This is a genomic window from Varibaculum prostatecancerukia, assembly GCF_943169825.2.
In the GTDB taxonomy this organism is placed as follows: Bacteria; Actinomycetota; Actinomycetes; order Actinomycetales; family Actinomycetaceae; genus Varibaculum; species Varibaculum prostatecancerukia.
In genome coordinates this window covers 932,816-959,751 of sequence record NZ_OW968402.1, presented here as the reverse complement: position 1 = coordinate 959,751, position 26,936 = coordinate 932,816, and the positions used below count along the sequence as shown (strand labels likewise).

The 26,936-nt window shown below is 50.6% G+C and carries 31 protein-coding genes; 27 read left to right on the top strand and 4 right to left on the bottom strand.

The genetic code is table 11. From position 1 onward, the window contains the following. Positions 1–92: 92 nt before the first annotated feature. From KO216_RS04100 to KO216_RS04075, 6 genes are all read left to right on the top strand, one after another. Positions 93–620 carry an RNA polymerase sigma factor gene (locus KO216_RS04100; RefSeq protein ID WP_215523025.1) on the top strand — a complete coding sequence of 176 codons (528 nt, stop codon included), beginning with the start codon at positions 93–95 and terminating at the stop codon, positions 618–620. Further along, a complete protein-coding gene (locus KO216_RS04095; protein WP_215523024.1) occupies positions 621–875 on the top strand; it encodes a hypothetical protein in 255 nt (84 codons plus the stop codon). After that, positions 872–1,282, top strand: coding sequence for a hypothetical protein (locus KO216_RS04090; protein WP_215523023.1), 411 nt, complete (start codon positions 872–874; stop codon positions 1,280–1,282). The genes KO216_RS04095 and KO216_RS04090 overlap by 4 nt, the downstream gene beginning before the upstream one ends. Beyond that, entirely contained in the window at positions 1,239–2,432 is a 1,194-nt protein-coding gene (locus tag KO216_RS04085) for a DUF2800 domain-containing protein (RefSeq protein ID WP_445081975.1), read from the top strand. Before KO216_RS04090 ends, KO216_RS04085 begins: the two co-directional genes overlap by 44 nt. A gap of 6 nt (positions 2,433–2,438) precedes the next feature. Beyond that, on the top strand, positions 2,439–2,993 hold the full coding sequence (locus tag KO216_RS04080; protein ID WP_215523022.1) for a DUF2815 family protein: 555 nt from the start codon (positions 2,439–2,441) through the stop codon (positions 2,991–2,993). A 76-nt stretch (positions 2,994–3,069) separates the two neighbouring features. Then, positions 3,070–5,040 (top strand): DNA polymerase, encoded by a 1,971-nt coding sequence (locus tag KO216_RS04075; protein ID WP_215523021.1) that lies wholly within the window; start codon positions 3,070–3,072, stop codon positions 5,038–5,040. A 91-nt stretch (positions 5,041–5,131) separates the two neighbouring features. On the opposite strand, the gene KO216_RS04070 is transcribed toward KO216_RS04075, so the two are convergent. Both KO216_RS04070 and KO216_RS04065 read right to left on the bottom strand, forming a co-directional pair. Continuing rightward, on the bottom strand, positions 5,132–5,674 hold the full coding sequence (locus tag KO216_RS04070) for a hypothetical protein (protein WP_215523020.1): 543 nt from the start codon (positions 5,672–5,674) through the stop codon (positions 5,132–5,134). Beyond that, positions 5,656–6,351, bottom strand: a complete 696-nt coding sequence (locus KO216_RS04065) for a DUF3800 domain-containing protein (protein ID WP_215523019.1) — start codon at positions 6,349–6,351, stop codon at positions 5,656–5,658. The genes KO216_RS04070 and KO216_RS04065 overlap by 19 nt, the downstream gene beginning before the upstream one ends. Positions 6,352–6,637: 286 nt before the next feature. Between KO216_RS04065 and KO216_RS04060 the strand changes: the two genes are divergently transcribed. From KO216_RS04060 to KO216_RS04025, 8 genes are all read left to right on the top strand, one after another. Beyond that, on the top strand, positions 6,638–7,399 hold the full coding sequence (locus KO216_RS04060; RefSeq protein WP_215523018.1) for a phage antirepressor: 762 nt from the start codon (positions 6,638–6,640) through the stop codon (positions 7,397–7,399). Between the two features lie 14 nt (positions 7,400–7,413). Next, positions 7,414–7,845, top strand: a complete 432-nt coding sequence (locus KO216_RS04055; protein WP_479681646.1) for a DUF7768 domain-containing protein — start codon at positions 7,414–7,416, stop codon at positions 7,843–7,845. Continuing rightward, positions 7,845–10,100, top strand: a complete 2,256-nt coding sequence (locus KO216_RS04050) for a phage/plasmid primase, P4 family (RefSeq protein ID WP_215524044.1) — start codon at positions 7,845–7,847, stop codon at positions 10,098–10,100. The genes KO216_RS04055 and KO216_RS04050 overlap by 1 nt, the downstream gene beginning before the upstream one ends. A 127-nt stretch (positions 10,101–10,227) precedes the next feature. Further along, on the top strand, positions 10,228–10,506 hold the full coding sequence (locus KO216_RS04045; protein WP_122820572.1) for a VRR-NUC domain-containing protein: 279 nt from the start codon (positions 10,228–10,230) through the stop codon (positions 10,504–10,506). Beyond that, positions 10,487–11,845, top strand: a complete 1,359-nt coding sequence (locus KO216_RS04040; protein ID WP_215523016.1) for an SNF2-related protein — start codon at positions 10,487–10,489, stop codon at positions 11,843–11,845. The genes KO216_RS04045 and KO216_RS04040 overlap by 20 nt, the downstream gene beginning before the upstream one ends. Positions 11,846–11,854: 9 nt before the next feature. Next, positions 11,855–12,319, top strand: coding sequence for a hypothetical protein (locus tag KO216_RS04035; protein WP_251451838.1), 465 nt, complete (start codon positions 11,855–11,857; stop codon positions 12,317–12,319). Between the two features lie 160 nt (positions 12,320–12,479). After that, positions 12,480–12,857 (top strand): HNH endonuclease, encoded by a 378-nt coding sequence (locus KO216_RS04030; protein WP_215523015.1) that lies wholly within the window; start codon positions 12,480–12,482, stop codon positions 12,855–12,857. Positions 12,858–13,212: 355 nt separating this feature from the next. Next, positions 13,213–15,555: a glycoside hydrolase domain-containing protein gene (locus tag KO216_RS04025; RefSeq protein WP_251451834.1), complete on the top strand. Its 2,343-nt coding sequence runs from the start codon at positions 13,213–13,215 to the stop codon at positions 15,553–15,555. Positions 15,556–15,562: 7 nt separating this feature from the next. Here KO216_RS04025 and KO216_RS04020 read toward each other — a convergent pair whose 3' ends face one another. Further along, positions 15,563–16,108 carry a hypothetical protein gene (locus KO216_RS04020; protein ID WP_309547343.1) on the bottom strand — a complete coding sequence of 182 codons (546 nt, stop codon included), beginning with the start codon at positions 16,106–16,108 and terminating at the stop codon, positions 15,563–15,565. A gap of 138 nt (positions 16,109–16,246) precedes the next feature. Between KO216_RS04020 and KO216_RS04015 the strand changes: the two genes are divergently transcribed. Next, on the top strand, positions 16,247–16,819 hold the full coding sequence (locus KO216_RS04015; protein ID WP_215523013.1) for a P27 family phage terminase small subunit: 573 nt from the start codon (positions 16,247–16,249) through the stop codon (positions 16,817–16,819). 22 nt (positions 16,820–16,841) lie between these two features. On the opposite strand, the gene KO216_RS04010 is transcribed toward KO216_RS04015, so the two are convergent. Continuing rightward, positions 16,842–17,066 carry a hypothetical protein gene (locus KO216_RS04010; RefSeq protein WP_215523012.1) on the bottom strand — a complete coding sequence of 75 codons (225 nt, stop codon included), beginning with the start codon at positions 17,064–17,066 and terminating at the stop codon, positions 16,842–16,844. A gap of 98 nt (positions 17,067–17,164) precedes the next feature. On the opposite strand from KO216_RS04010, the gene metK reads away from it, so the two are divergent. The 12 genes from metK to KO216_RS03945 all read left to right on the top strand — a co-directional run bounded on the left by metK (position 17,165) and on the right by KO216_RS03945 (position 26,878). After that, positions 17,165–18,355, top strand: a complete 1,191-nt coding sequence (gene metK / locus KO216_RS04005) for a methionine adenosyltransferase (RefSeq protein WP_215523011.1) — start codon at positions 17,165–17,167, stop codon at positions 18,353–18,355. Then, positions 18,327–19,583 carry a site-specific DNA-methyltransferase gene (locus KO216_RS04000; RefSeq protein WP_215523010.1) on the top strand — a complete coding sequence of 419 codons (1,257 nt, stop codon included), beginning with the start codon at positions 18,327–18,329 and terminating at the stop codon, positions 19,581–19,583. The genes metK and KO216_RS04000 overlap by 29 nt, the downstream gene beginning before the upstream one ends. Before the next feature lie 3 nt (positions 19,584–19,586). Continuing rightward, positions 19,587–20,306, top strand: coding sequence for a DNA cytosine methyltransferase (locus KO216_RS03995; protein ID WP_251451828.1), 720 nt, complete (start codon positions 19,587–19,589; stop codon positions 20,304–20,306). After that, entirely contained in the window at positions 20,287–20,661 is a 375-nt protein-coding gene (locus KO216_RS03990; protein ID WP_001140406.1) for a TnpV protein, read from the top strand. The genes KO216_RS03995 and KO216_RS03990 overlap by 20 nt, the downstream gene beginning before the upstream one ends. Positions 20,662–21,027: 366 nt before the next feature. Then, positions 21,028–22,947, top strand: a complete 1,920-nt coding sequence (gene tet(O) / locus KO216_RS03985) for a tetracycline resistance ribosomal protection protein Tet(O) (RefSeq protein ID WP_000691759.1) — start codon at positions 21,028–21,030, stop codon at positions 22,945–22,947. A gap of 51 nt (positions 22,948–22,998) precedes the next feature. Further along, the gene (locus tag KO216_RS03980) at positions 22,999–23,172 is read left to right on the top strand and encodes a cysteine-rich KTR domain-containing protein (protein WP_011528024.1); all 174 of its coding nucleotides are present in this window, start codon (positions 22,999–23,001) and stop codon (positions 23,170–23,172) included. Between the two features lie 345 nt (positions 23,173–23,517). Beyond that, entirely contained in the window at positions 23,518–24,171 is a 654-nt protein-coding gene (locus KO216_RS03975; RefSeq protein ID WP_004852858.1) for a sigma-70 family RNA polymerase sigma factor, read from the top strand. A gap of 94 nt (positions 24,172–24,265) precedes the next feature. After that, on the top strand, positions 24,266–25,213 hold the full coding sequence (locus KO216_RS03965; protein WP_445081974.1) for a DNA cytosine methyltransferase: 948 nt from the start codon (positions 24,266–24,268) through the stop codon (positions 25,211–25,213). A 91-nt stretch (positions 25,214–25,304) separates the two neighbouring features. Further along, a complete protein-coding gene (locus tag KO216_RS03960) occupies positions 25,305–25,517 on the top strand; it encodes a hypothetical protein (RefSeq protein ID WP_251451825.1) in 213 nt (70 codons plus the stop codon). Beyond that, entirely contained in the window at positions 25,511–25,963 is a 453-nt protein-coding gene (locus tag KO216_RS03955) for a virulence protein (RefSeq protein WP_215522507.1), read from the top strand. The genes KO216_RS03960 and KO216_RS03955 overlap by 7 nt, the downstream gene beginning before the upstream one ends. A 106-nt stretch (positions 25,964–26,069) precedes the next feature. After that, positions 26,070–26,405 carry a hypothetical protein gene (locus tag KO216_RS03950; RefSeq protein WP_215523008.1) on the top strand — a complete coding sequence of 112 codons (336 nt, stop codon included), beginning with the start codon at positions 26,070–26,072 and terminating at the stop codon, positions 26,403–26,405. A 179-nt stretch (positions 26,406–26,584) separates the two neighbouring features. Beyond that, positions 26,585–26,878 (top strand): Nmad4 family putative nucleotide modification protein, encoded by a 294-nt coding sequence (locus tag KO216_RS03945; protein WP_215523007.1) that lies wholly within the window; start codon positions 26,585–26,587, stop codon positions 26,876–26,878. The last annotated feature ends 58 nt before the right edge of the window (positions 26,879–26,936 follow it).

The window sequence follows — 26,936 nt, the reverse complement described above, 5'->3', positions numbered from 1 at the left end:
TCTCGTTTCTCTACCCCGTCATGCCTAGATTCGTTGACACGCGAGCTTGCTTCCTCGAGCGGGTCTCCCTTTAGAAGAAGGGAACCCCACTCATGGGATTCATTACTTACCAGTCCGTCGCTGGTGATCCGATTGTTGTTGAAGCCGAAGACCGTTGGGTTGAAATCGTCACTGAGCTCGACCGCCAGGAATACAACAACGAACACGGCTATCACCGTCAAGACCGCAAAGGCGTCAGGTTCTGCTCTTGGGAGGTCTACAACGCCTACGACTCGCAAAAGGCTGGAGCCAGCCCATCTCCCGAAGACATCATTTGTGACAAGGAAACTATCGAAGAGAAAGAAAACGCTATCCGTGTAGTGGGAAAGATACTGCTCGACGCAATCGCGAACCTACCCCAAGTGCAGCGCTCGGTTGTAATCGCGGTTCTTATCGAAGGGCGTCCAGCGGTCGAAGTGGCAGCCGAGCGGGGCGTGTCAAAAGCAGCGATCTCTAAAACCTTGAAGAAAGCCAAGAAGCGATTACGACAAGCACTAATCGCAGTAGGGGTTAACTCTGCGGATATTTCTGGCCTTCTTTTGAGCGAGGCACAAGGCAGCGCTCAGAAAGGAACAAAATAAATGACTTCGAAACTCAAGATCAAAATTGCTCGCCGCCCCGACCCGGACGCGCTGCTTGCTACTCGCCAGATTCGTCCCTCACGGTATTTGCTGCGGAAGGTGTTCGGAAGGAGCCGTCCTCGTCACAAGATGGCGATTCTGCTCCCAGGCGACGATGCCGACAGCGTGGAAGTCCAAGTGTGTGAAAAACCCGATGAGTCGCTGATGGCACTAGCCGAAGCTGTGGGCGCGGCTAAAGGCGGTGAGCCGAAGTGAACATCACGCAAGCAAACAGCGTTATTGCTGTTCTTAATCGTGTTGCTGAGTTGGTGACGGCTTTAGCGGCTGATGTGGAATCGGCTGCCTGGCAAGGCCTCGAGGATCATGTTGGCATGCCAGGTACGCGGCCTATTGCTGCTGCCCAGCTAGCTCAGCCAGCCCTTGAGGCTGCAGCAGCTGAACATAACCAGGCGCAAGCAGAGAATTCGGCTCCGGCTGAAACTACAGGTTTAGCGCTTTCACTTGAAGATGTACGCGCAGTCCTTTCTGACCTGTCCAGTCAAGGACTGACCAAGCAGGTACGTCAGCTGATTTTGGATGCGGGGGCTGATCGTCTCTCGGATGTAGATCCAGCTAATTATGGATGGTTGCTTACGCGGGCGAAGGGACTTGCTGATGCCTGATCAACATGCCCTCTTATCGGCTTCTGGGGCGCACCGGTGGCTGAATTGCCCGCCATCAGCCCTAGTGGAGGCGGGCTTGCCGGATTCTACTTCGGCCGCTGCCGAACAAGGCACCATCGCTCACGCTCTAGCGGAGTGGAAGCTACGTCGCGCTCTACACCTTTCACCAACCATGAAACCGGTCTCGGACTGGATTGATAATGAAATGGAGACTCTCACCGACGATTATCTTACTTTCGTCCAAGAGCGCCTGCGTGAGGCGCGCAAGACGTGCAGGGATCCCGTGACCCTCATCGAGCAGCGACTGGATTTCTCTCATCTGGTGCCTGGCGGGTTTGGTACCGGGGACTGCGTGCTTATTGCCGAGCCTTTGTTGCAGATTATTGATTTCAAGTACGGGCAAGGCGTACTGGTTCAGGCTGAGAAAAATCCGCAGCTCGCATTGTATGCTCTCGGTGCGCTTCATGCTTTCGATGCTCTCTACGAGATTAGCGAGGTGGCGGTGACAATCTTCCAGCCCAGACGATCCAACGTAGCGACCTGGCATGTTAGCGTAGCTGATCTTCAAACCTGGGCTGAAGAGGTTGTGCGACCGACAGCGAAGCTGGCCGGGAAAGGCGAAGGCTCTTTTGCTGCAGGTAGCTGGTGTCGTTTCTGCAAAATAGCCCCTACCTGCCGCACGAGAGCTAAAGAGAATCTGGAGTTAGCCAAACTCGAGTTCGCTCCCCCACCCCAACTCTCCGATTCGGAGATTGCCCAGGTGCTCGCGAAACTACCTGAGCTAAAGAGCTGGGCATCCGATGTAGAGTCCTACGCCCTTTCGCTTGCGGTCAATCAAGGCAAGACCTGGGCTGGTTTCAAACTCGTCGAAGGCAGAAGTATCCGCAAATATGCCGACGAAACCAAAGTCGTAGAGACAGCCCAGGCTGCCGGGATTAACGACATTTTCGAGCGCAAGCTCAAGACGATTACGGCGTTGGAAAAGCAGTTGGGTAAGCGGCGCTTTGGCCAGCTCCTGGGCGAGTTGGTTATCAAGCCGCCCGGTAAACCTGCACTGGTGCCTGAAACCGATAAACGACCCGCGCTAGCGCTGAGTGCGGCTGAAGAATTTCAAAAAATTGAAACCAAGAAAAATACAGAAAGAAGGTAAATAACCATGTCAGTAAAGAATCCAACTCGAGTCATCACCGACGAAGTACGTCTTTCCTACGCGAATCTTTTCGAGGCAAAATCCATCCAAGGATCCAAACCGAAATATTCGGTAAGCCTGATCATCCCGAAGTCTGACAAAGTGACGCTGGCGAAGATTGAGGCTGCTATCGATGCAGCCATTGAAGCAGGTATCGCCAAGTTCGGCGGTAAACGTCCTAACAAGGCCGCACTGAAGTTACCCTTGCGTGACGGGGATACAGAGCGCGATGACGAAGCTTACGCGAACTCGATGTTTGTCAACGCTAACTCCACTACCCCACCTCAAGTGGTAGACGAGTCACTCTCCCCAATCTTGGATCGCTCCCAGGTCTACTCCGGATGCTACGCCCGCGCGAGCATTACCTTCTATGCATTCAACACCAATGGCAATAAGGGAATCGCCTGCGGACTGGGCAACATCCAAAAAATTCGGGATGGTGAACCGCTCGGTGGCGGACACGTCAGCGCTGAGGAAGACTTCGCTGCGTTTTCCACTGCTAACGAGGACTTCCTTAACTAGCAGAAAAGTACACACCGGTGGTGGGCAGTAGCTGTATGGTTGCTGCCCACCACACCTGATTTTGAAGGATTAAACCTTGAAATATCTAAGTATTGATCTGGAAACTTATAGCCCCCTTAATCTCTCCAAGACCGGGGTCTACCCCTATTCCGCTCATCCTGACTTTGAGATTTTATTGTTTGGTTATGCCGTAGATGATGACCCAGTGCAGGTGGTCGACCTGGCGAGCGGAGAAAAACTACCCGATGAGATACTTGCTGCTCTGATGGATCCTGGTGTGGTTAAGTGGGCGTTCAACGCATCCTTCGAACGCATCTGTCTGTCCGCCTGGCTACACCGCTACCACCCAGAACTATTACCTCAAGGCAGTTTCCTGGATCCTGCTCAGTGGCGCTGCTCCATGATCTGGGCCGCGTATCTTGGGATGCCAATGAGCCTAGACCAAGTAGCAAAAGTACTGAATTTACCAGTAAAGAAAGACACGGCCGGTAAGAAACTGATCCGCCAGTTTTGCACCCCAGCTGCCCCAAACCTCATCAACAAGGGCGCGTGCCGTAATCTACCGTCCTCGGATCCGGAAGGTTGGAAGGCATTCATCAAATATAACCGCCGTGATGTAGAAGTAGAACAAGCCATCCACACCCGCCTGGCGAAGTTTCCCGTACTGGATGAGGAGTGGGAAGCCTATGCCTTGGATCAGCGCATTAACGATGCTGGGATCAAGCTCGATGCGACCCTTGTGGATGCCGCCGTTACCCTCGATGAAAAACACCGCGAGACAACTCTGGCTCGTGCCCAAGAGCTGACTGGTTTGGAGAATCCGAACTCACCTATACAGCTTAAAGACTGGCTGGCTAAAAACGGTTGTCCTCTCGATTCGCTCACGAAAACTGAGGTGGAAATCGCCCTCGAGGATGCTAGTGGCGTAGTTAAAGAAATACTTCAGCTGCGCGGGGATCTCGCAAAATCTTCCGTTAAGAAGTATAAGGCCATGCTAAACGTCTCCGGGGCGGACGGGCGAGCGCGCGGACTCCTACAGTTTTATGGAGCAGGACGTACCGGACGTTTTGCAGGCAGGTTAGTTCAAGTGCAGAATCTACCTCGCAATTATCTGCCTGACCTCGATGAAGCTCGTACCCTTGTAAGGACCGGGAATCTTGAGGCGCTGGAGTTGCTCTACGATTCGGTGTCAGACACGCTCTCTCAGTTGATTCGCACCGCTTTCATACCCACCTCGGGTAACCGGTTTATTGTCGCTGACTACAGCGCTATTGAGGCCCGCGTGATTGCCTGGCTCGCAGGTGAAAAATCCACCCTCGAGGCCTTCCGTGACGGCAAGGATCTATATTGTGAGACTGCTAGTCGCATGTTCAAAGTTCCAGTTGAAAAACACGGCGCAAACGGCAAGCTACGACAGAAAGGCAAAATAGCGGTACTGGCTTGCGGATACGGCGGCTCCGTCGGCGCGCTCAAAGCGATGGGCGCGTTGCGCATGGGACTGTCCGAGGACGAGCTCAAACCCATCGTGGACGCTTGGCGAACAGCTAACCCCCATATTGTCTGGTTGTGGCAAGAAGTAGAAGAAGCAGCCAACCAAGCCATCACCACTAGACAGCCTGTTCGGCTGCGCAACCTCACCTTTGCGCTCGAATCGGGCATCTTGTTCATCACCTTGCCGTCCGGTCGAAGGTTGGCGTATGTGAAACCAGGTTTGGGTCAAAACCGGTTCGGTGGCACCTCCATCACCTACTGGGGAATCAGCACCGGCCAAAAGTGGGGACGCCTGGAAACCTATGGCGGCAAACTCACAGAGAATATCGTTCAAGCCATAGCCCGCGATCTACTCGTTACCGGCATGAAAAACGTTGCTGAAGCCGGCCACCAGATCGTGATGCACGTTCACGACGAAATCGTCATCGACGAGCCACCAGATTCCGACTTCACGGTAAAAGACGCCTGCCAGCTGATGTCACGCCTACCAGGCTGGGCTAAAGGTTTGCCCTTGAGCGCAGACGGATATGAGTGTGATTTTTATAAGAAAATGTAACTGTTTGGCTTTCTATTGCCCATTTTTCAAGATTTGCTGTTAGACTAGTCTTAGCTCATCAACCAGGTGTTGAAGGAGTATCTGGAGCCGTTCACCTAGTGGGCGGCTCTTGCTGTATCCAGAAGTTGTCGTGTTCTCGCTTGAGTCTTCGACGGCGATGTTCTTGCTCTGCATAGTATGCGGTCACGAGAAGAGCGTAATTATCACGTTGCTCGATAACTACGATGTAATCGAATTCGGGTCTCGTTATAACGTAGCGCGGTTTAGAAGCGCGCTTATTATCAATCCACCACCGAATTTCTTTTTCTTCAGGGAACTCTGAGTTAAATATTTCAACAAGAATACGTATCCAATGAATCCGGGCGCATCGCCCCGGCTCTAGGCTACGAGAGTGTTCCGATCCAGTCCCGCCCGAGATAATGTGCCAAAAGATCGCGTGACGCCCATCAATTTCTGGGTGACGACGAAGACTCACCTGAAGACCGTCTTTTTTCCACGGCAGATCACGAAATACTAAATCATCTAAAAATTTTTGATACAAAATTTCGACATAATTACCTTCCTCCAAGGAGCGAAGATCAGGTACCGGGTCGATGGTGAAGCGTTGATGAGGCATCATTTTTGGGGCTGCCACCGAAAAATATTCATTTTTGTTTCCGACAACAACGTGGTTCTAGTTAGGCTCACGCCAGAACGTTGCCGGATTCGTTCTATTAGACGCAGTTTGGCTTCGCTTTCCGTATCTTGTCTGTTGGCATAATTCACGGCGCCGATCAGCAAATCGGCAAGCTGAAGCAAACCAACATGGTGGGATTCAACGATTTGGAGTCGGCGGATATTATTTCGATCAAAATCGAATTCCGCATTAGCGATAACTGTACGAAGCCGATCAATCTTTTCTTGCCCGTTTGTGTCTTTCTTATCTAAATAAATGAATGCTTCACCCTGGGCTGGTATCACATTACGAATGAGGTAGAACATCATTTTGTAATACCAGTCATCATGCGTCTGATTGAAACGGTAATGATCGAGACCCTTTTTATAAGCGACAACAGCACGGAAGTTCAGGTCATCATCGTCGAAAAAGTAATCAACTACGTCTAGGTAGAAATCAATTTGCGCTGGAGAAACCTTTGTCCACTTCAGTTCGAAACTGGGCTGAATTCTATGCTTAGCTCTAATTTCCCGTAACCGTACATTGACTTCTCGCGAGAGCGAGGAAGGGCAAGCGATAGCCCCCAAGACCATAAACGGCTGCCCATCGTTGGGAAGGTGAGTACTCTCATCACAATAGATATTCAGTGAAGACAAGCGATACCTCCCAAGAGAATCGTAAGCTCGTGCGTGTTTAAGTGAATCTGACAAGAATAACTAGAAAAATCCAGACATCCCGGCAATTAGTCTATCAATCTTATGCAAATACAGATCTAAGGACGTGCCGGCAGTATTTGTGGTTGCTAGCTTGTTTCGCGACACATTCATTGATGAATCCCAGAGGGGTTAACTCCTGGCGGGTTTCTGGCCTTCTACTGAGAGCCGCAGTCTCGGCGCACCCGGTGACGAGTCATATATCCCGGTTCTCAGAAGGGAGCCGGTCATGGGAACCGGACTACAGACTTTCACAAATCAAACGTTCGGAACGATCCGCACGATCACCGCCGACGGGACTGTACTGTTTTGCGGTCGTGACATCGCTACCGCACTTGGCTACGCGAACACGAAAGACGCTCTGGCTAGGCATTGCAAGGGGGTCGTGAAACGCTACCCCCTTGAAACGCCCGGTGGTATCCAGCAGGTCAGGTTCATTACCGAAGGTGATCTGTATCGGTTGATTGCATCCTCGAAGTTGCCTGCCGCTGTCCGGTTTGAAGCATGGGTATTCGATGAGGTGTTGCCCTCGATCCGCCGCCACGGCATCTACGCCATCGATGATCTGCTAGAGAATGACGAGTTTCTTGAGCAGGCGATTGTTCATTTGCGTCGTGAGCGAGCTAAACGTCTCGCCGCCGAACAGGCTTTGCTTGAGGCTGCACCGAAAATCTCGTACTACGACATTGTTCTGCAATCCGACTCATTGTTGACAACGACCGAGATCGCCAAAGACTACGGGTTGAGCGCGAAACGGTTGAACCAGATCTTGCTCGATTCGAGGGTTCAGTTTAAACAGTCGGGGCGCTGGTTCCTTTACGCCAGATACGCGGAGCAGGGTTATACCCAGTCCAAGACGCATGAGTTTGATGGCGGTAAAACTCGCACTCATATGTATTGGACGCAGAAAGGTCGCTTGTTTATCTATGACTTGTTGAAGAACCAGCATGGCCTGTTGCCCATTATCGAGCGTGAAGGGCAGGACTCCTAATGACAAGCCCAGCTATGTCGACGGTCGAGTTTGGGATCTCGAAGAAGAACGCTGAGGGCTATCTCGATCCGACTAGTTTCAAAGCACTGCAAAGCGTCCAGCGCACCGAGTTCGGTTACCGGCCACTGGTCTACATCTGCTCACCCTACTCAGGGGACGTGGAGTCCAATGTTGTGCTGGCACGGGAGTTTTCTGCGTTCGCTGTCGGCCAGCGGGTGATTCCGCTGACTCCGCATTTGCTGTATCCGCAGTTCTTGAATGACGACGATCCTGATGAGCGTGAGTTAGCGATGTTTTTCAACCGGATTCTGCTGACCAAGTGTGAGGAGATCTGGGTTTACACCGGCCGCGTTAGCCGCGGGATGCGCGCCGAGATCGAGTGGGGCCGCGAACTTGAACTACCCATCCACTATTTCAACGCTGATTTCCAGGACGTTACCTTTTGATGCATCCCTTCACGCTTTACGCCACTGACATGGCAGGCAAGCAAACCAACAGCCACTACCCTAACCGCCACGAGATCACCAGCGGACCCGACTTAGAAATGGCGGTGTGTTTTGATCATGTCGCAGCCACCTACAAGGGTAATCATCGCTCGAGCGCGAACTTCCTGGTTTCGGATTGCGTGGTGATGGATATCGACAACGACCACACCGAAAACCCGAACGAATGGGTCACGCCCGAATCTTTGTCTGAGGTGATGGCAGGGGTCGAGTTTATGACCGCAACCTCCCGCAACCATATGAGAATCAAGGGCGGCGAGTGCGCTAGACCGCGTTTCCATGTCTACTACCCAATAAGCAAGATCGGTGACGCTAGCGAGTATGCAGGGATGAAGAAACGCCTGGCTGCTCGTTTTGATTTCTTTGACCATAACGCGCTGGACGCGGGTAGGTTCATCTACGGAAACCCCACCGCCGAAGTGCATGTTTTCGAGGGTGGACAGCTACTGGATGAATGGATCGCGGCGGCTGATGAGCAGGACATGTTTGCTGCCTTTGATGCCGCAACGATTGCTATCGGCGAGGGCTCTCGTAATGCCACGCTTTCTCGCTTCGCGGGCAGGGTCTTGATCCGCTACGGCAACACCGCCCAGGCGCGGGAGTTATTTGATCGTAAAGCCACCCTTTGTGACCCGCCATTACCAGATGCAGAGTTGGGCCTGATTTGGGATAGCGCGTGTAAGTTCGCTGCCAAGGTTGCCGCCGAGCCGGGTTATGTGCCGCCGGAGGTTTATGAGCAGCTGACCAGTCTGCGCCCTGATGATTTTACCGATGTTGGTCAGGCGACGATTCTTGCTGGTGAGTATGCTGACAGGATTTGTTATTCGCCTGCTACCGCGTGGATGGCCTACGACAAGGGTGTATGGGAGGAAAACGAACCTAAAGCCCAGCATGTTGTCCAAGAACTCACCTCCCGGCAAATAGAACAAGCCCAAAAAGAACTGGATACAGCCACCCAGCAAGCAAGCCGGCTGGGAGTAACAGCAATGCTGGTAGCGATGAGCAAGGCCAAAGCCCTCTCTGCATTCACCCGGGAGCAATCCCAGGTCTACCAGGAAATGATGGCAGCGCAAGAATGGTTAAAGTTCATATACAAGTGCCGCTCAGATCGCACAATCTTGGCGGTCATGCGCCAAGCACGCCCGTTAGCGTTGATTAACCCGCAGGTGCTCGATGCCGACCCTTATCTGCTCAACACCCCAAGCGCCACCTTTGATTTGCGCGATACCTCCCGGCACGAACACAGCCCCGCTGACATGTTGACTAAACAAACTGCCCTTGACCCATCCGATGAGGGGATGCAGATATGGCTAGACAGCCTCGCCGTCACTTTCGGGGCAGATAAGGAGTTGATTGGGTATGTGCAAAGGGTATGCGGGCTAGCAGCAATCGGCAAAGTCCTCATCGAAGCCCTGATTATCGCCTACGGGGATGGAAACAACGGCAAATCCACGTTCTGGAATACCATCGCCCGCGTGTTGGGCTCTTACGCGGAGACTATCTCCTCTGAGGTGCTGATCGCTGGTAAGAAAAACAACGCCAAACACGAGATGGCAGAAACCAGGGCTAGACGCTTGTTGATTGCCGGCGAAAATGATGAAGGCGTGCGCCTATCAACCTCATCAACCAAACAATTAGCTTCGACTGACAAGATCGCCGCAGAGAAGAAATACAAAGACCCCTTCTCCTTCACCCCTTCCCACACCTTGGTTTTGTACACGAACCATCTACCGCGAGTGGGAGCTATGGATACCGGCATCTGGCGCAGATTGATTGTGATTCCGTTCGAGCAAACCATCACCCCAAAACAGGACATCAAAAATTATGCTGACCATCTATACGTCAAAGCTGGCGGAGCGGTCTTGGCGTGGATTATGGAAGGTGCTCGCTTAATTCACTCTGAGAACTACCACCTGGCTCCACCTAAACAAGTCGTTGCCGCATCGGAGGCGTACCGGGCTGCTAACGACTGGTTCGCTCACTTCCTTGAGGACTGCTGCCAGGTAGGTCAAGGCCTATCAGAGCAGTCCAAGGATCTCTACGACGCGTACCGGTCTTGGGCAATAGGCAGGGGCGAGTATGTGCGCTCCACTAGCGATTTTTATGCTGCCGTCGATAAAGGCGGATATAAGCGGAGACGAACAGCTCGGGCACGATTCGTAGACGGGCTCGCCTTGATCAGCGAATTCGACCTGTAACCGGCCAATAGTGACAGTCGTGTCAGTCGTTACTAGCCCTTTCTATAGGAAAATAAAAAATACAGTCCTATATAGGGTTTTAGGGACAGACCGACACGAGTGTCACAGATCTTATGAAAGACGTGACATGAAAGAAAAACACCTAGAAAACGAACTGAAGAAATCAGTCGAAAGCATCGGCGGGATCTGCTGGAAACTCGTGTGCCCCGGCGTCACTGGTGTCCCAGATCGGATCTGTCTGAAGAGCGGACGAGTTGTTTTCGCTGAAGTAAAAGCACCAGGAGCCAAACCTAGACCAATCCAGAATCGCCGTATCAAGCAGCTGCAAGGTCAAGGCTTCCAAGTCTTCGTGGTAGACAGCGTGGATGGGATTGCGGAGGTGGCAAATGCGCTACAAGCCGCATAACTACCAAACCCAGGCAACGGGTTTCATCATCAACCATGACGAAGCCGCAGTGTTCTTAGGTATGGGTTTAGGAAAAAGCGTCATTGCGCTGACCGCGATCTGGCAGCTTGTCCTCGACTACTTCCTCGTACAGCGAGTGCTAGTAATCGCGCCGCTACGCGTGGCACGCGATACCTGGCCACAAGAAGCAGCCAAGTGGGATCACCTTACGGGGCTGACGTTGGCGGTAGCCGTCGGATCAAAACAAGACCGCCTTCACGCGTTAGCTAAGTTAGCAATGGTGACGGTGATTAACCGGGAAAACGTGCCCTGGCTGGTTGCCCACTACGGCGCGGCCTGGCCTTTCGACATGGTCGTCATTGACGAACTCTCCAGCTTCAAAAACCACCGTGCAAAGCGCTTCGCCACGCTGGTGAAGATGCGACCCTATGTAAGCCGTTGGGTTGGGTTAACCGGAACCCCAGCCTCTAATGGCTTGATGGATCTATGGGCACAGTTCCGACTCCTAGATGGCGGTAGCCGTTTAGGGCGCTATATCACCCGGTTTAGGGATCGCTGGTTCGTACCTGATAAACGCGGCGGCATGCAAGTGTTTACCTATAAACCGCGAGCAGGCGCTGAGGACGAGATCTATGAGGCCATCTCGGACATGACATTGTCGATGCGCACCACTGACCACCTCACTTTGCCTGAGCTGACGCTAACAACCACGAAGGTAAAACTCGCCGATCAAGAGTCGGCAGCATATGAGCGTCTAGAGCAGGATTTAATGATTGAGCTAGACGGGCAAGTAGTGGATGCGGCTAACGCGGCAGTCCTATCTGGAAAACTCCTACAACTGGCAAGCGGGGCTATCTACGACGAAAACGGAGATGCCATTGCTGTTCATGACGCGAAGCTGGATGCACTCGAAGATTTGGTTGAGGCGGCGAACGGGCAAAACCTCCTCGTTGCCTACTGGTACAAACACGACCTGGAACGCATCATCGAGCGCTTCCCGCAAGCCCGGCTCCTAAAGACCGCTGAGGATATAGCAGCTTGGAACAACGGAGAGATCAATCTCGGTTTGATTCACCCGGCCTGTGCCGGCCATGGCCTGAATCTACAAGCAGGCGGGCACCTACTCATCTGGTTCTCCCTGACCTGGAGTCTGGAGCTGTATCAACAAACCAACGCCCGGCTTTACCGGCAAGGCCAAACCCAGCCGGTAACGATCACTCACCTGGTCGCTGAAAAAACCCTCGATGAAGCAGTACTTACAGCCCTAGACGCCAAGAACCTCACCCAGACCGCCTTGATCGAGGCAATCAAAACACAACTGGCAAACCACTCTAGATAAGGAGAAATCATGATGCATGTGATGACGAAATACTTAGATACCCGCAAGGCAGCAATCAGCGCCCTAGAGGACTACCCACTGATGGAACAAGCAGCCAGCCAAGACACGCAAGCTGAGGCAAACCAGCTACGCGAAGACCTCGCCAGCCCCCCTAGCCCCAAAATCACTGGCATGCCCCGCTCACGCGACCCCCACGCTGGTGAACGCCGCATAGCTGCCACCCTCGACAAGATTGATCTGCTCGCCGCCCGCAGCCAACAAGCCCAAGAGTACCTGGACTGGTTCCTGCCCGCCTGGCAAGCACTCAACACCGATGACCAGTTCGTGTTGGAAAACTTCTTCCTCGGCCAAGGCAATCAAGACGAACGAGTCCAAATGATCGGTGACCACTTCTATATTGAACGAGACAGTGTCTACCGGCGAAAGAACCGAGCATTAGATCGCCTGGCAGTAGCACTATATGGCAGACGCTAACTTGCACCCATGCGTTAGCAAGTATCCGAACCCCGCTATGGAAATCGTTACTTAACCCTGAAATACTGTAGGTAGTTGAAAATATAGGAACGAACCCTCCGGCAAACAGTTATCACTGCCCGGAGGGTTTCGTCTTGGCCAGCAAAGGACGGTGAGGCTGGTGCCAAGCAAACCAAAACGTCCCTGCTCTGCGCCTGGCTGTCCCGAACTAACCCGCGAAAGGTTCTGCCAGCTCCACGCCAAAAAGGCAGACAAGAACTACCGTAAGTTTCAACGTGACCCGAGAATCAACAAGCGTTACGGTGCGCGCTGGCGCAAGATCCGCGCTGCTTACATCGCGCAGCATCCTTTGTGCGAAGACTGCCTGGAAAAAGGAGTGACCACCCCAGTTCAGGAAGTCCACCACGTCCTACCCTTAGACCATGGCGGCAGCCACGACTTTTCTAACCTGCGCAGCCTGTGCAAACCCTGCCACTCCAGGCAGAGCGCGTTAGACGGTGACAGATGGAGACAAGCCCTTCAGGTCTACACCTACTAGATTTTTTGAAAAACGCGAAATAACCACCGGTACTTCCCCACCCTAAAAATATTGACCTTGTTCCCACCGGAAGTTACAGGACAAGTCGAGGATTCGGTTAGGGGGTTGGGGCCTCGAATCTCTACAGCCTTGGCGAAGGTCAGCGGGCGGGGCCAACCGTACGCAAAAAGACCGAATCAAACAGGGTATTAACCGACCTACGGTTTTACCTGTTTCGAAGCCTTGGCTGTGTATCGGCGGCGGGACAAGGGTTTACGCGAGTTTATTTAGGCTCCCAGCATTCACGTCTTTCTCATTATTGAAGGGGTGTGGGTGCCGGGTTTTTATATCAATAAATCGAGTGAGGAGTTTTCTCATGGATCAGATGGTGCTAAAAACCCAGCAGTGGCTAAATACCACATATAAAACAAAAACAGGGTTCGGTTCAGTCTCAGAGAACGGTCGAACCGGATGGGACACGATCAACGCTTTGATTCGTGCCCTGCAAATCGAGCTGGGTATCACAGCCACAGCGAATAACTTCGGTGCCGGGACGCAGTCACGTTTTAAGAATCGTTGGCCGAACGGGATCAGCAAAAATGATTCTAGCAGTAACGTGCATGGCATTATCCAAGGTGCCTTGTGGTGTAAAGGATACCCAGCAGAATACGGAGGTATCACAACTAAGTTTACTGATAATGTTGCTTCTTCGATTCGGGATTTGAAGAGCGATATCGGGTTATCGTCATCATCTTCTACGATTGATCTGGAGCTGATGATGGCATTGCTATCAATGAAGCAGTTCAAACTGTTGTCTGCCTATGGCGGTAAGAGTGCTATTCGAACGGCGCAGCAAAAAGTAAATCGCCAGTACAAGGCATACACGGGTATCGTTCCAACTGATGGTTTGTACGGGCGTGAAATGAACACTGCCCTGATCCAAGTGTTGCAAGCTATCGAGGGATTCAGCCCTGCGGAGGCGACCGGTAACTTTGGTAACGGCACCCGCTCACGCCTACAAACGATTAGCGGTGGCTCGAGCCAGTGGGTATGGCTAGCATCGGTGGCTTTAGTGTGCAACGGGTATTCTGTTAGCCCTACATCAACATGGAATTCTACGATTGCTTCAAAAGTCCGTACGTTCCAGAATGATTTAGCATTACCTGTCAGCGGTATGGTTGATCCAACCACGTGGATGAGCCTACTGACCTCTAAAGGTGACCCGAACCGCGCGTGCGTAGCGTGTGACACAAGGTTCGAGATCACTGACGAGTTAGCCAAGCATTTGAAAGCAGACGGCTACCAGATCGTGGGACGCTACCTGAGCGAGCCAGGTCAAGAGAACACTGCTGAGGCTGACTATTTTAAGGCCTTACGTACTGGAGAGTTAGAGCGAATTGTTCGTCACGGATTAAAATATTTCCCAATATTCCAAGAGTACTCGACTAAACTGAGACATTTTAGTGCAGAAAATGGTGCTCGCCATGCCCGTAAAGCACGAGCAGCCGCACAGCGCCTCGGGGTGCCACCCACCATCATCTACTTCGCCGTAGATTACGACGCCACCGACCCTGAAGTCACTAGCAATATTCTCCCGTACTTCCGCGCAGTGAACGCGAACCTCGGTGGCGGGTATCGTGTAGGTATTTATGCTTCGCGTAATATTTGTGCTCGTGTGGCTGAAGCAGGGTATTCGGTTGCGTCGTTCGTTTCCGATATGTCCACCGGTTTTTCAGGAAATCTTGGTTTTTCTATTCCCAAGAATTGGGTGTTCGACCAATTCCACGAAATACACGGCTACAAAGGTAAATGGGACTTAGACAGAGTCGCTTACTCAGGACGCATACCAGCGGTAAGCGCCGTGTCAGTTAAGGAATCTAGCGATAGCTCTAGCAGCGAGATAACGGATCCTTTTGCTAGATGGATCGCATCTGTGGAAAAACAATACGCTGACGATTATGCTTCTCTTGTTTTTAAGACTCCTCCGGCAGGTGAAGCTGGTCACTACGCCTTAGGCTGGTTGAGAAAACCAAAATATTGGTCAGATGGATACTGGTCAGGTGCAATGTGGCAACTATATACCCCCGAGCCCACTACTGTTCCTGAGAACAATATTCATCGCGCTTCTGCTGAGAGAATCTGCTCATCGATGCCGACTGATATACGTACTCAGATTTCTGGAGAAGATATAGCTCATTTTGCCGCAACATGTTTAGGGTATTCTTCGCATGGATCTGATGCGTCAGTACAAGAATGCGGTCTTGGAGATTTGGGTGGATGGGCCTTAGACTTACTGCAAATCTGGGGAGCATTCCTTAAATCCGGAACGTCTGATTCTATGGAAACGTGGATGGGCAGGCATATTGGAGTTGCAAACGACATTAAAGGATTCGGACGAGAAGATGTTCTCGCTGATGCTGATGCTTATCTCTTGATGCGTCGCTATTGGGAGAATTCGGAAGAGCTTTCTTCTGCTTTGCAGCAGCTTCGTAGTAAATCGCAATCGATTCGGATTCTTGAGTTTTATCAAATCCGGTTTGCTTCTTCACCAGATAATCTGAAAAAGGCTTTCTGGAATCTGATCGATAGTTGGGCTGGAACCACAGTTCCAGTTTTGGGAGGCCCACTCACTATGGCTGCTCATGCTGATCGTTTGCCCAATCAAAGCGAAGCGAATCGTCTTGCATACATCTATGCAACATGTCTAAGTAAAGGCTAAAGCGCATTCACTCGTCGCAGGTGAAGTGCGCTGGGATATCTGTGTCAGGGTCTATTCCGATACTCGAATAAGTGCGGAGTGTCCCGACTCCTGATTCCCAGCGCACTTCCCAAGCGGTGTCATCTATTTTTCCTGAGCCTTTGGCTGACCACGAATACGGCGTTTTAACGCCAAGATGAAAATTGTTCGACACGGTATAGAATCGCCCAAACCTGTGATACATCGCGCTATTTCCCCACGAATAGATAACCCGACAATTGGTATCGTCTTGCTTAGAGGGAACTATGCCGTAACTGTCCATGTTAATGACAGTCCCTACACAAGCTACTGTGCCTGTTAGAAACGCAACCATGAGAATTGCTTTTACCCATCTCTTTTTAATGTCACTATTAGTTTGCTTCAGCGTAGCGATAAACAAGATTAAAGCTAAAACTGACACAACTAGGTAAATAGCGGCAGGAAGTAGCAAAATATTGACAGGTTTTCCTAGTAGCAGGAAAGGCGCGCCCCGTACCACACTATCTTTTGAATAATAAATCTGCGCTAGAAACATGAGGAGACCCAGTAGTGAGGCAAACAGAAAACACAGCCATACAGCGCTGCGATTGAAATACGTACGATTTGTCCGCATACTTACCAAAATCTCTCGAACCATTTTCAAAATCATATTTTAACAGTAAGGCTTACTTCAGTGGCGAAAGATGGCACTAACCGTGGCGGCCGCCGCGTGAGGGCTGGCGCGAAACCCGACCCGCTCAATGAGAAACTCGCCAAGGGTCTGCCTGCTACTCGCCTGGAAGATCCGCTAGCGACCCCTTTCGATTTCGAGGGCGCAGATGTTGGCGCGGGCGCGGTGCTTGCTGGTGAGGTGATGCCTGAGCCTGGCGAGTATCTGTCGGAGGTTCAGCGCGATGGCAAACCCTTGGGCGCGGACATTGTGTATCGGGAGACGTGGCGCTGGCTTGATGAGCGCGGCTGCACGAAGTTTGTTTCTAAGCGTCTCATTGAGGCCTACGCCCAGGCTTTCGCCCGGTATGTGCAGTGCGAGCAGGCAATCTCCAAGTTCGGTTTGCTCGGCAAGCACCCGACCACGGGAGCTGCTATCGCTTCCCCGTTCGTTGCGATGAGCCAATCTTTTGGTAAGCAAGCAAACGTGTACTGGTATGAGATTTTTGAGATTGTGCGGGCGAACTGCACCAGTGACTATTCGGGTGCGGCCCCGGGTGATGAGGTTATGGAGCAGTTGTTGAAAGCACGCTCCTAGATGCGTCCTAGTGTTTTTGAGCTTATTTGGGGCGTTTTGTTGCGCTGAAGCCTGCCCCTAGCGCGATTCCGACTCCCGTGCCAATAGTTATCGCTAAGGCATTATCGTCCATAATGAACCGAAAAATTATGGCGGTCATTATCCCGGCAATCATTCCGTAAGCCACGGCTTTACCATCGCCACCAGAAGGCTCCTGCTCCTGCGGATTAGGTTTACTCGTTTCGTCTTCCACGTATTCCAGTATCACACACGATTCGGGTTTTCCTCATTTTCTTCGCTCCCCACTCCTGGCTGATGGTGGGGAGTTTTTGTTTCTTTTGATTTTTCTACTGAAAGGGCATTCCTATGACTATGGTTCGCAGCGCTGAAGCAGTGTGTATCGGTCACCCCGATAAACTGTGCGATCTAATTGCTGATCAGATTCTCGACGAAATTCTCTACGCCGATCCCAACGCCCGCGTCGCGGTAGAGGTCATGGCTACTGGGCGACGCATTATTGTCACTGGTGAAATCAGCACTAATGCTCGTGTGGACTTGCGTGATTGCGTACGCACAGCACTTACTGCAGCTGGCTATAAGCCGTGGAGATTTTTGGTATACGTATGGGTGAGGCGTCAATCTAACGATATTAACGACGGCGTGACCACATCTTTAGAGGCTCGCCATGGCGATGAGTCCGCTTATTGTCTTCAGGGTGCTGGTGATCAAGGCACGGTCTACGGCTATGCCTGCACTGATACACCACAGCGCTTACCATTGCCTCTTGTTTTAGCCCACGAGATTTGTAAGCGGCTAGATGACGCGCGCAAGCAAGGAACCATCACTGGGATCCTTTCGGATGGTAAAGCACAAGTTTCGGTGCGCTACAACGACGCAGGAAAACCGCAAGCCGTAGAGACGGTGGTGGTTTCCGTCCAGCACGATAAATCCAAGGATTTCGAGGTGTTGCGCCGTGAAATCACCTCGATGATTATCGGTCCAGCTTGCTCTTCGTATCTTCCTGTCGATGAGAACACGACTATTTTGGTGAATCCTTCTGGGCGGTTCGTGGAGGGCGGCCCTAAAGCCGACACCGGACTCACCGGTAGGAAGTTGATGGTTGACACCTATGGCGGGCTGGCTTCTCATGGTGGTGGAGCTTTCTGTGGTAAAGATGCTTCTAAGGTTGACCGGTCGGGTGCTTATATGGCGCGGCTAATCGCGAAAACCGTGGTGGATGCGGATCTTGCATCCCAGTGCCAGGTGGCGATTAGTTACGCGATTGGCAAAGCCGACCCGGTTGCTTTCAGTGTGGACACGCTCGGCACCGGCCAATACACCGACCAGATTCTCACGGCTGCGGCTCGAGATGTGTTCAATCTTCGGCCAGCAGCAATCATCGACCAGTTTGGGCTGCGAGCACCCGGCTATGTGCGCTATTCGACGTATGGGCATTTCGGGGATTACACACGCAAGTGGGAAGACACCTGGACTACTAGCCGTGAGCTTGTCAAGGCGGTGAAAAACCATGCGCATCAAGCAAATAGCCATAAGTGATCTCACCCCAGCTGACTACAACCCCCGCAAAGACCTACAACCTGGGGACGCGGACTACGACAAACTCAAACGCTCGCTAAGTGAGTTTGGGTATGTGGAGCCAGTCATCTGGAACAAAACCACCGGAAATATTGTAGGTGGGCATCAGCGTCTGAAAGTACTGGCTGATCTGGGCTATAAAACCGTGGACTGCGTGGTCGTCGAACTCGACGAAACCCGCGAAAAAGCGCTCAACGTTGCTCTAAACAAGATCAGTGGCGATTGGGATAATTCCAAACTCGCCCTACTCATAGCCGACCTGGATGCTTCCGATTTCGATGCTGAACTGACCGGTTTTGACGACGCCGAAATCGCGCAGCTTATCGGCTCATTGGATGAGGGTGAGGTGGAGGATGATGATTTCGACCTCACCGCCGCACTCGAAGCGGCCGCTTTCGTTGAGCGCGGGGATATCTGGACGCTTGGCCGCCACCGACTGGTGTGCGGCGACGCCACCTCACAAACCGACGTTGAGGCTTTGATGGATGGGAAGCGCGCGAACCTTGTGCTCACGGACCCGCCATACAATGTCGCCTTTGAATCCGGCTCGGGCTTGTCGATCAAGAATGACAAGATGGATGGCAATAAGTTCTACGACTTCCTGCTCGCCGCGTTTTCGAGCATGGTCGGGGTTTGTGAGAAAGGTGCGAGCGCCTATGTTTTCCACGCCGACACCGAAGGTTTGAATTTCCGCCGCGCCTTCCAAGACGCAGGCTTCTATCTCTCCGGATGTTGCATCTGGGTCAAAGACTCCCTCGTCCTCGGACGCTCTCCCTACCAATGGCAACACGAACCCGTGCTCTACGGATGGGTCAAGACCGGTAAGCATCGCTGGTATGCGGATCGCAAGCAGACCACGATCTGGAACTTCACCAAGCCGCGCCGCAACACCGACCACCCAACCAGCAAGCCACTGGACTTGTTGGCGTATCCGATCGGAAACTCCACCCAGGCGAATGCGATCGTGCTCGACACCTTCGCAGGCTCAGGGTCCACGCTCATGGCGTGCGAGGCCACCGACCGCATCGCCTACTGCATGGAGCTCGACGAGAAATACGCCTCGGTGATCCTGCGCCGCTATGCCCAAGCAACCGGAGACGCAGCAGGGATCACGTGTGAGCGTGGTGGCAAGCAGTATGCCTACCTGGATCTGGTGAAAGAGGTTGAGCGTCCCAAGGAGAAAGGCTAACTCGTGAGACAAACTTTAAGGCTTGGCTCGCTTTTTGATGGCTCAGGTGGTTTCCCACTAGCGGCAACCAAGGTTGGTATCGAACCTGTGTGGGCGAGCGAGATTGAGCCCTTCCCGATCCTGGTCACCACCACGCGTTTGCCACAAATGCAACACCTGGGCGACATCTGCGATATTAGTGGCAGTCAGCTAGAGCCGGTGGATGTGGTCACGTTTGGTTCTCCTTGCCAAGACCTGTCGGTGGCAGGTAAAAGGGCGGGTTTAGCTGGCGAGCGTTCGGGTTTGTTTCATCAAGTGGTGCGCCTTATTAAGGAAATGAGAAAGGCAAGTAGTGGACGGTATCCAAGATTCGCTGTTTGGGAAAACGTGCCCGGAGCTTTCTCCTCCAACAAAGGCAATGATTTCCATCAAGTCCTACGCGAACTCATCAGCGTCACGGACGAACAAGCAGCAGCTAACCTACCTCGAGTACAAAAGTGGCAAAAAGCTGGAGCGATCGTGGCAGACCAATGGAGTATTGCGTGGCGAGTATTGCACGCGCAATTTTTCGGAGTACCCCAACGACGCAAACGGATCTTCCTTGTCGCAGATTTTGCAAGCGGGCGTGCCGGACACATACTCTTTGAGCCCTCGTGCAGCTCAAGGAATGTAGGACGGATTTTGCGGACATTCAAAATAAAAAAGAATGTGGAGGTAACAGACAATGGCAAAGACAATTTTTGAGGAAATGGGCGGCAAATACGAAAGGCAAGGCGATTATTTAATACCGTGCTTAACTGTACCCGCCGAAGAAGAACAGCCGATAGGCATCTGGGGACAGCGGCATTTGGATTATCTGAAGCATCACTGCAAAGTTACATACACCAATCTTCTTACAAGCGGCAGACTTAACGCTTACCTTGCCGACATTGACAGACAGGCACAGGAACGCTTTGAAAGGCTCATAGAGGGTATGAAACAGGCACAGGGCATAACGGAACAGCTAAAGGCAGAAAACGCCTTGGAATGGACAGGATGCCTCAATAACATAAGGGCTTGTGCGAGGGAGATTGTGGAAAAGGAAATTATTTTTGCATAAACAGATGATTAGTGGCAGGGGGAAATCCTGCCGCTTTTTCTGCTTTAGTTTGTCAGCTTGACAAATAAAGGGTTAAGGAATATAATTAGATTCAGTATTATACAAGGAGTTAATAAATATGCGGCAAGGTATTCTTAAATAAACTGTCAATTTGATAGTGGGAACAAAAAGTAGCAGTCCCGTTTCACTTTTAATATGGGGCTTAGTTTTTTGTACCCAGTTTAAGAATACTTTTATCATGTAATTTTATATGCCCGAAAACATATAAGTGTTTTGGGGCTATTGGAGTTATTTACCCAGTGATAGGAGTATTTATCACTGGGTATTTTTATGCCCTTTTTTGGGTGTTGATAGGAGGAAAATCACATGAAAATAATTAACTTAGGCATTCTGGCTCACGTTGACGCAGGAAAGACAACATTAACGGAGAGTTTATTGTATACCAGTGGTGCAATTGCAGAACCAGGGAGCGTAGATAAAGGCACAACAAGGACAGATACAATGAATTTGGAGCGTCAAAGGGGAATCACTATCCAGACAGCAGTGACATCTTTTCAGTGGGAGGATGTAAAAGTCAACATTATAGATACGCCAGGCCATATGGATTTTTTGGCGGAAGTATACCGTTCTTTATCCGTATTAGACGGAGCAGTATTATTAGTTTCTGCAAAGGATGGCATACAGGCACAGACCCGTATACTGTTTCATGCACTACAGACAATGAAGATTCCGACAATTTTTTTCATCAATAAAATTGACCAAGAGGGGATTGATTTGCCAATGGTATATCAAGAAATGAAAGCAAAGCTTTCTTCGGAAATTATAGTGAAGCAAAAGGTTGGGCAGCATCCCCATATAAATGTAACGGACAATGACGATATGGAACAGTGGGATGCGGTAATTATGGGAAACGATGAACTATTAGAGAAATATATGTCAGGGAAACCGTTTAAAATGTCAGAACTGGAACAGGAAGAAAACAGGAGATTCCAAAACGGAACGTTATTTCCCGTTTATCACGGAAGTGCTAAAAACAATCTGGGGATTCGGCAGCTTATAGAAGTGATTGCCAGTAAGTTTTATTCATCAACGCCTGAAGGTCAATCTGAACTATGCGGGCAGGTTTTTAAGATTGAATATTCAGAGAAAAGGCGGCGTTTTGTTTATGTGCGTATATATAGCGGAACATTGCATTTGAGGGATGTTATTAAAATATCTGAAAAAGAGAAAATAAAAATCACAGAGATGTGTGTTCCGACAAACGGTGAATTATATTCATCCGATACAGCCTGCTCTGGTGATATTGTAATTTTACCAAATGATGTTTTGCAGCTAAACAGTATTTTGGGGAACGAAATGCTGTTGCCGCAGAGAAAATTTATTGAAAATCCTCTCCCTATGCTCCAAACAACGATTGCAGTAAAGAAATCTGAACAGCGGGAAATATTGCTTGGGGCACTTACAGAAATTTCAGATGGCGACCCTCTTTTAAAATATTATGTGGATACTACAACGCATGAGATTATACTTTCTTTTTTGGGGAATGTGCAGATGGAAGTCATTTGTGCCATCCTTGAGGAAAAATACCATGTGGAGGCAGAAATAAAAGAGCCTACTGTTATATATATGGAAAGACCGCTTAGAAAAGCAGAATATACCATCCACATAGAAGTCCCGCCAAATCCTTTCTGGGCTTCTGTCGGGTTGTCCATAGAGCCGCTCCCTATTGGAAGCGGAGTGCAGTATGAAAGCAGAGTTTCACTTGGATATTTAAACCAATCGTTCCAAAATGCGGTTATGGAGGGGGTTCTTTATGGCTGCGAGCAGGGGCTGTATGGATGGAAAGTGACAGACTGTAAAATCTGTTTTGAATATGGATTGTATTATAGTCCTGTAAGTACCCCCGCAGACTTTCGGCTGCTTTCCCCTATCGTATTGGAGCAGGCTTTAAAAAAAGCAGGGACAGAACTATTAGAGCCATATCTCCACTTTGAAATTTATGCACCGCAGGAATATCTCTCACGGGCGTATCATGATGCCCCAAGGTATTGTGCAGATATTGTAAGTACTCAGGTAAAGAATGACGAGGTCATTCTGAAAGGAGAAATCCCTGCCAGATGTATTCAAGAATACAGGAACGATTTAACTTATTTCACAAATGGGCAGGGAGTCTGCTTGACAGAGTTAAAAGGATACCAGCCAGCTATTGGTAAATTTATTTGCCAACCCCGCCGCCCGAATAGCCGTATAGATAAGGTTCGGCATATGTTCCACAAGTTAGCTTAACAGCTTGCAAAAGTCATATAAAATGAGATTTGAAAGGATTAGAGACTAATTATGATGAAATGCGAATGGATATTGTGTCCTGTTTGTGGGAGCAAAACCCGTAATAAAATTAGGAAGGACACTGTTTTGGAGAATTATCCCCTTTATTGTCCAAAATGCAGACAAGAAAGCTTGATTAAAGTTGACAACTTGAAGATAACTGTCATCAAAGAGCCAGACGCTTAAGACGCAGAGCCGATGAAATTGTGGAACAATTCACGAATCATCGGCTCTTTTTGTTTCGTATTTGAAAGAACAAACTCACCAAATAAAAAAAACGATATTCGGGTGGGTTATTTTGTTATACCCTAAATTACCCTCTGAATTTGTTTTTAAATTTGGAGGGATTTTTTTATGTTCTTTTTTCGGGCGGTTATTCATCTGCTCATACGAAGTAAAATTTATCAATACATAGCATATCAGAGAATGGCAGGAAACCAGTTAAAAAAATTTCTGCCAGTGCAGCGGTACTTCTCACCTTGAAAGTGGAAGTACAATCTCCATACAACAGAATTTGTATTTCCCATAACCGTGAAGGTCACAGAGCCTTTGCGGTTTTTCTTTTGTCGTTTTTTGTTGGAAAGTGCCGCAGGGCTGTTTCTGGTGTGCGTTGCCGCTCCCCGCCTCTCCATCTGGATTTTTACATTTCAAAAATTCAGATTGGAGGTATTAGCGGTGAAATACGCACCAAGAAAAGTATATATCAAAGAAAGCGGCGGCTATGTGGAACTGTCCTATACGGATTTCTGCCGCCGCAGGCAAGCCGACAAGGGATATATGGACAAGCTGTTTATCCCCGTCCAAGGTTGTCTGCTTGAAGTCGTAAGGGAGCAATATGCGGACTTCTACCGTGACAGGGAGCGGTGGCGTTACCTGCAAAAATTAGATGCGAGGAACAGCCTGCTATCTCTGGACGGATTTACGGACAGCGAGGGGAATCCTCTGGACTTTATCGCTGATGAAGCGGCGGACATTGCGGAAACCGTTGTCAATGCTGTTATGGTGGACAGGCTGAAAGCCGCCCTGCCTTTGTTGTCGGATAGTGAGCAGGAGTTGATACAGGCAATCTTTTTTGACGGACTTTCCGAGCGTGAAGTCGGGGCGAGGTTAGGCATAACCCAGAGCGTTGTGAACAAACGCAAAGCCAGAATCCTAAGAAAACTAAGAAAGATAATAGAAAATTAAAATTTAAGGCGTTCAGCCCCCTTGTTTTTTCCTTTGGGAAAATGAGGGGGCTTTTCTCTGCCCTCTCAATCAATTCTGATTGGAGGAAGAAAGAATGGCATACAACCACGGACGGGAGGACAGGAAATGGCGTATCTGGAAAGAAGCGGAGGAAAAGCTGCTGCGTGAGTGCGGCGTTGATGAAGTGACCATTGAGCAGATACGCATAGCGGACAGGGCAGACTTCAATTCCAACAGGCGGTTTTACCGATGGACGAATGATCTTGCGCAGGGCTGCGGTAAGAGGCAAGCCGCTACCTCCAATCTTGCACAAGGCTCTCGCCCAACAAGCAACGAACCCGAAAAAGAATCTCTAGCAGTCCCGTTCGCGCCACGCATGAGGGGCGGAAAAACTGGAGGTGGTAAAGACCCGCTTATCCAAACCGATATTTCTGGCAGGCTTGGTTGTAATAACGATCAGAGGATTTTTGAGCCCATCGCTTATGGTTTCAACGCTATACATACCAAGCGTAAAAGCCGGACTGGCAGGTACGGCTACGAAACCGAGGTCGCAAAAACTTTAGATACGAGCGGTATCTGCCCGACCTGTAATCAGGGTGGGATTGCGATAGTCGACACGGTAGTTTCGGCATCAAAGAGTGATTTCTTTTGCAAGGGCACCAACAACCTCACCGGGCCTCTACTTGCCTCGGATTTTACTGATCCGCCTATTGTCACCGCGCCACAACCTAGCGGTTATAGGGTGCGCAGGCTTACGCCCACCGAGTGCGCCCGCCTACAAGGCTTCCCTGACGATTGGACACGAGATTTAGCAATCAGCAATCCTACAGATTCACAGTTGGATTACTGGTGGCAGGTCTGGGCCAGGTGGGCAGTAGCGGCAGGTTTGAAGGAAACCAAAACAAGAGCACAAGTGAAAAAATGGCTCGCCAATCCCGTCACTGACCGGGCGTTATACAAGCTGTGGGGAAACGGGATAGCTTTGCCGTGCGCCAAACTCGTGCTCACTCAGATAGTCGCCGAGACCACTAAAACTCCTTGATTTTAAGGCGAAAATGACTGGATAAGCCCGCGAAGCTATGGCTGTATGTACATGACCAAACAACCAGCAAGAAAGAGAGGGTTTGGTGATGATGGGACAGCTATACGCCGATCTAGAAGAAATCGAAAACCTCGGAGTCGACCTGACCGATATTGGTGCGGTGTGGGATGCAGCCGAAGACCACGGCTACGAGCACGTAGAAATGATTGTCTCCAACTTTCCAGACAACTACCTGCGCCTCATCCGCACATGGATGGACGTTCAAAGCATCGAATTTGATGGTGAGGAGGATGAGCAATGGTGAACACCAAAAAGGCTGAAAACTACGGACTCGTAGTCACCCTACCCGCCACGCTTGATGAGACTGAGCTGGCAAGGCTGCATGAACTTATCGCAGCCAAGAAAGACTTGATCGCTAAAGCGCTCGGCGCGAGCCAGCTTAGCATCACCACCAGTAGCGAGGGGCTGAGTTTTCCTTGGTGGGATGAGCTGCCAGAGTTCGAGAAGATCACGGCATACACCGAGTTCCTAAGCAAAATGGTCGCATATGCGAAACGCATCGGGCTCACCACCCACCGCGCCGCGAGTGACAAGGTGGTGAATGAGAAGTATGAACTGCGCTCCCTGCTTTACCGCATCGGACTTTCTGGTAAAGAAAATAAGGAAGTACGCAAGATCTTACTTGCACCATTAAACGGTGATTCTGCATGGAAAACCCCGCCACAAGTAAACACTAACCAAGAGATGTAAACCACTATTTATTAGGCAAAATAGGCGGCAAAATGACTGGATAAGTAGGCAAGTCTATGGCTGTATATACATACCGAAACGGTACACAACACATAAGGAAACAGCCATGAACACCAAAGAACCTGAATGCAGCGTCGAGGAAGAAAACACCGAACGCCTTATCGGACGTGCTAACCGGTTGGGATACACCATCACCAGCATTGAGATTGAACCTGGCCGGGTCGCGATTTCTATTGTTCCTTCCCCGCTGTTCCCCTACACCCCGGAGCTTGACCGGGATTTTGAAACCGATCAATGGCGGATGCAAACCACCGCCTACGGAGCGTTGAACCTAGACAACATCGAACAAGTCACCGAGGGATACGGGCGGGCAGCAGCGATGGTGCGTGAACTTGAGCATGCTACACCAGGAAACGTTGTCAACTACCACCTGACCCGTTAAAACTAAACACAAAGGCAAACCCCACCTGGCGTGGGGTTTGCCTTTATCGTGAAGCGTTATGACCTAGAGATGTACATCTCTAAGTTTTCTTGAAAATAGGCGGAAAATGACTGGATAAGTAGCGAAGTCTATGGCTGTATATACATACCGAAACGGTACACAACAGAAAGGCACCAGCCATGAACAGCACAAAGGTCACCAGCGAAACCCTCCAGATGAGCGTTGATTCCTACGGGACGGTTCTTGCCTACGGAGGCTACACGCTAGCAAGTTTTGCTACCTGGACCAAGACTGAAGGATTTGGCAATAACGCCCAAATCTACCGGTTGATGGAAGAACCCGTCAGCGGGTTCGGGCCTAACTCGAGGGGCCGCGGAGAATGCGAACTCGAACTCATCGCTGAGTCAGACCACCTTTTCGCTGACGCAGGACATGCGATCGCCTGGGCGTTAGCTAATCTGCCCGAAGCCTAGTCCGCCGGGCATGAGGGCACCTGCTATCGCCGGTAGCAACTGACTTTTTAACCAACAG

Bases quoted from the DNA above. Each gene is read 5' to 3' on its own strand.
- KO216_RS04100 (WP_215523025.1), top strand. From the start codon at position 93: ATGGGATTCATTACTTACCAGTCCGTCGCTGGTGATCCGATTGTTGTT.
- metK (WP_215523011.1), top strand. From the start codon at position 17,165: ATGACTATGGTTCGCAGCGCTGAAGCAGTGTGTATCGGTCACCCCGAT.
- KO216_RS04085 (WP_445081975.1), top strand. From the start codon at position 1,239: ATGGATGGTTGCTTACGCGGGCGAAGGGACTTGCTGATGCCTGATCAA.
- KO216_RS03950 (WP_215523008.1), top strand. From the start codon at position 26,070: ATGAACACCAAAGAACCTGAATGCAGCGTCGAGGAAGAAAACACCGAA.
- KO216_RS04040 (WP_215523016.1), top strand. From the start codon at position 10,487: ATGCGCTACAAGCCGCATAACTACCAAACCCAGGCAACGGGTTTCATC.
- KO216_RS04035 (WP_251451838.1), top strand. From the start codon at position 11,855: ATGATGCATGTGATGACGAAATACTTAGATACCCGCAAGGCAGCAATC.
- KO216_RS04045 (WP_122820572.1), top strand. From the start codon at position 10,228: ATGAAAGAAAAACACCTAGAAAACGAACTGAAGAAATCAGTCGAAAGC.
- KO216_RS03945 (WP_215523007.1), top strand. From the start codon at position 26,585: ATGAACAGCACAAAGGTCACCAGCGAAACCCTCCAGATGAGCGTTGAT.
- KO216_RS04000 (WP_215523010.1), top strand. From the start codon at position 18,327: ATGCGCATCAAGCAAATAGCCATAAGTGATCTCACCCCAGCTGACTAC.
- KO216_RS04080 (WP_215523022.1), top strand. From the start codon at position 2,439: ATGTCAGTAAAGAATCCAACTCGAGTCATCACCGACGAAGTACGTCTT.
- KO216_RS04025 (WP_251451834.1), top strand. From the start codon at position 13,213: ATGGATCAGATGGTGCTAAAAACCCAGCAGTGGCTAAATACCACATAT.
- KO216_RS04055 (WP_479681646.1), top strand. From the start codon at position 7,414: ATGTCGACGGTCGAGTTTGGGATCTCGAAGAAGAACGCTGAGGGCTAT.
- KO216_RS04060 (WP_215523018.1), top strand. From the start codon at position 6,638: ATGGGAACCGGACTACAGACTTTCACAAATCAAACGTTCGGAACGATC.
- KO216_RS04095 (WP_215523024.1), top strand. From the start codon at position 621: ATGACTTCGAAACTCAAGATCAAAATTGCTCGCCGCCCCGACCCGGAC.
- KO216_RS04020 (WP_309547343.1), bottom strand. From the start codon at position 16,108: ATGTTTCTAGCGCAGATTTATTATTCAAAAGATAGTGTGGTACGGGGC.
- KO216_RS03990 (WP_001140406.1), top strand. From the start codon at position 20,287: ATGGCAAAGACAATTTTTGAGGAAATGGGCGGCAAATACGAAAGGCAA.
- KO216_RS04050 (WP_215524044.1), top strand. From the start codon at position 7,845: ATGCATCCCTTCACGCTTTACGCCACTGACATGGCAGGCAAGCAAACC.
- KO216_RS03955 (WP_215522507.1), top strand. From the start codon at position 25,511: ATGGTGAACACCAAAAAGGCTGAAAACTACGGACTCGTAGTCACCCTA.
- KO216_RS03965 (WP_445081974.1), top strand. From the start codon at position 24,266: ATGGCATACAACCACGGACGGGAGGACAGGAAATGGCGTATCTGGAAA.
- KO216_RS03960 (WP_251451825.1), top strand. From the start codon at position 25,305: ATGGGACAGCTATACGCCGATCTAGAAGAAATCGAAAACCTCGGAGTC.
- KO216_RS03980 (WP_011528024.1), top strand. From the start codon at position 22,999: ATGATGAAATGCGAATGGATATTGTGTCCTGTTTGTGGGAGCAAAACC.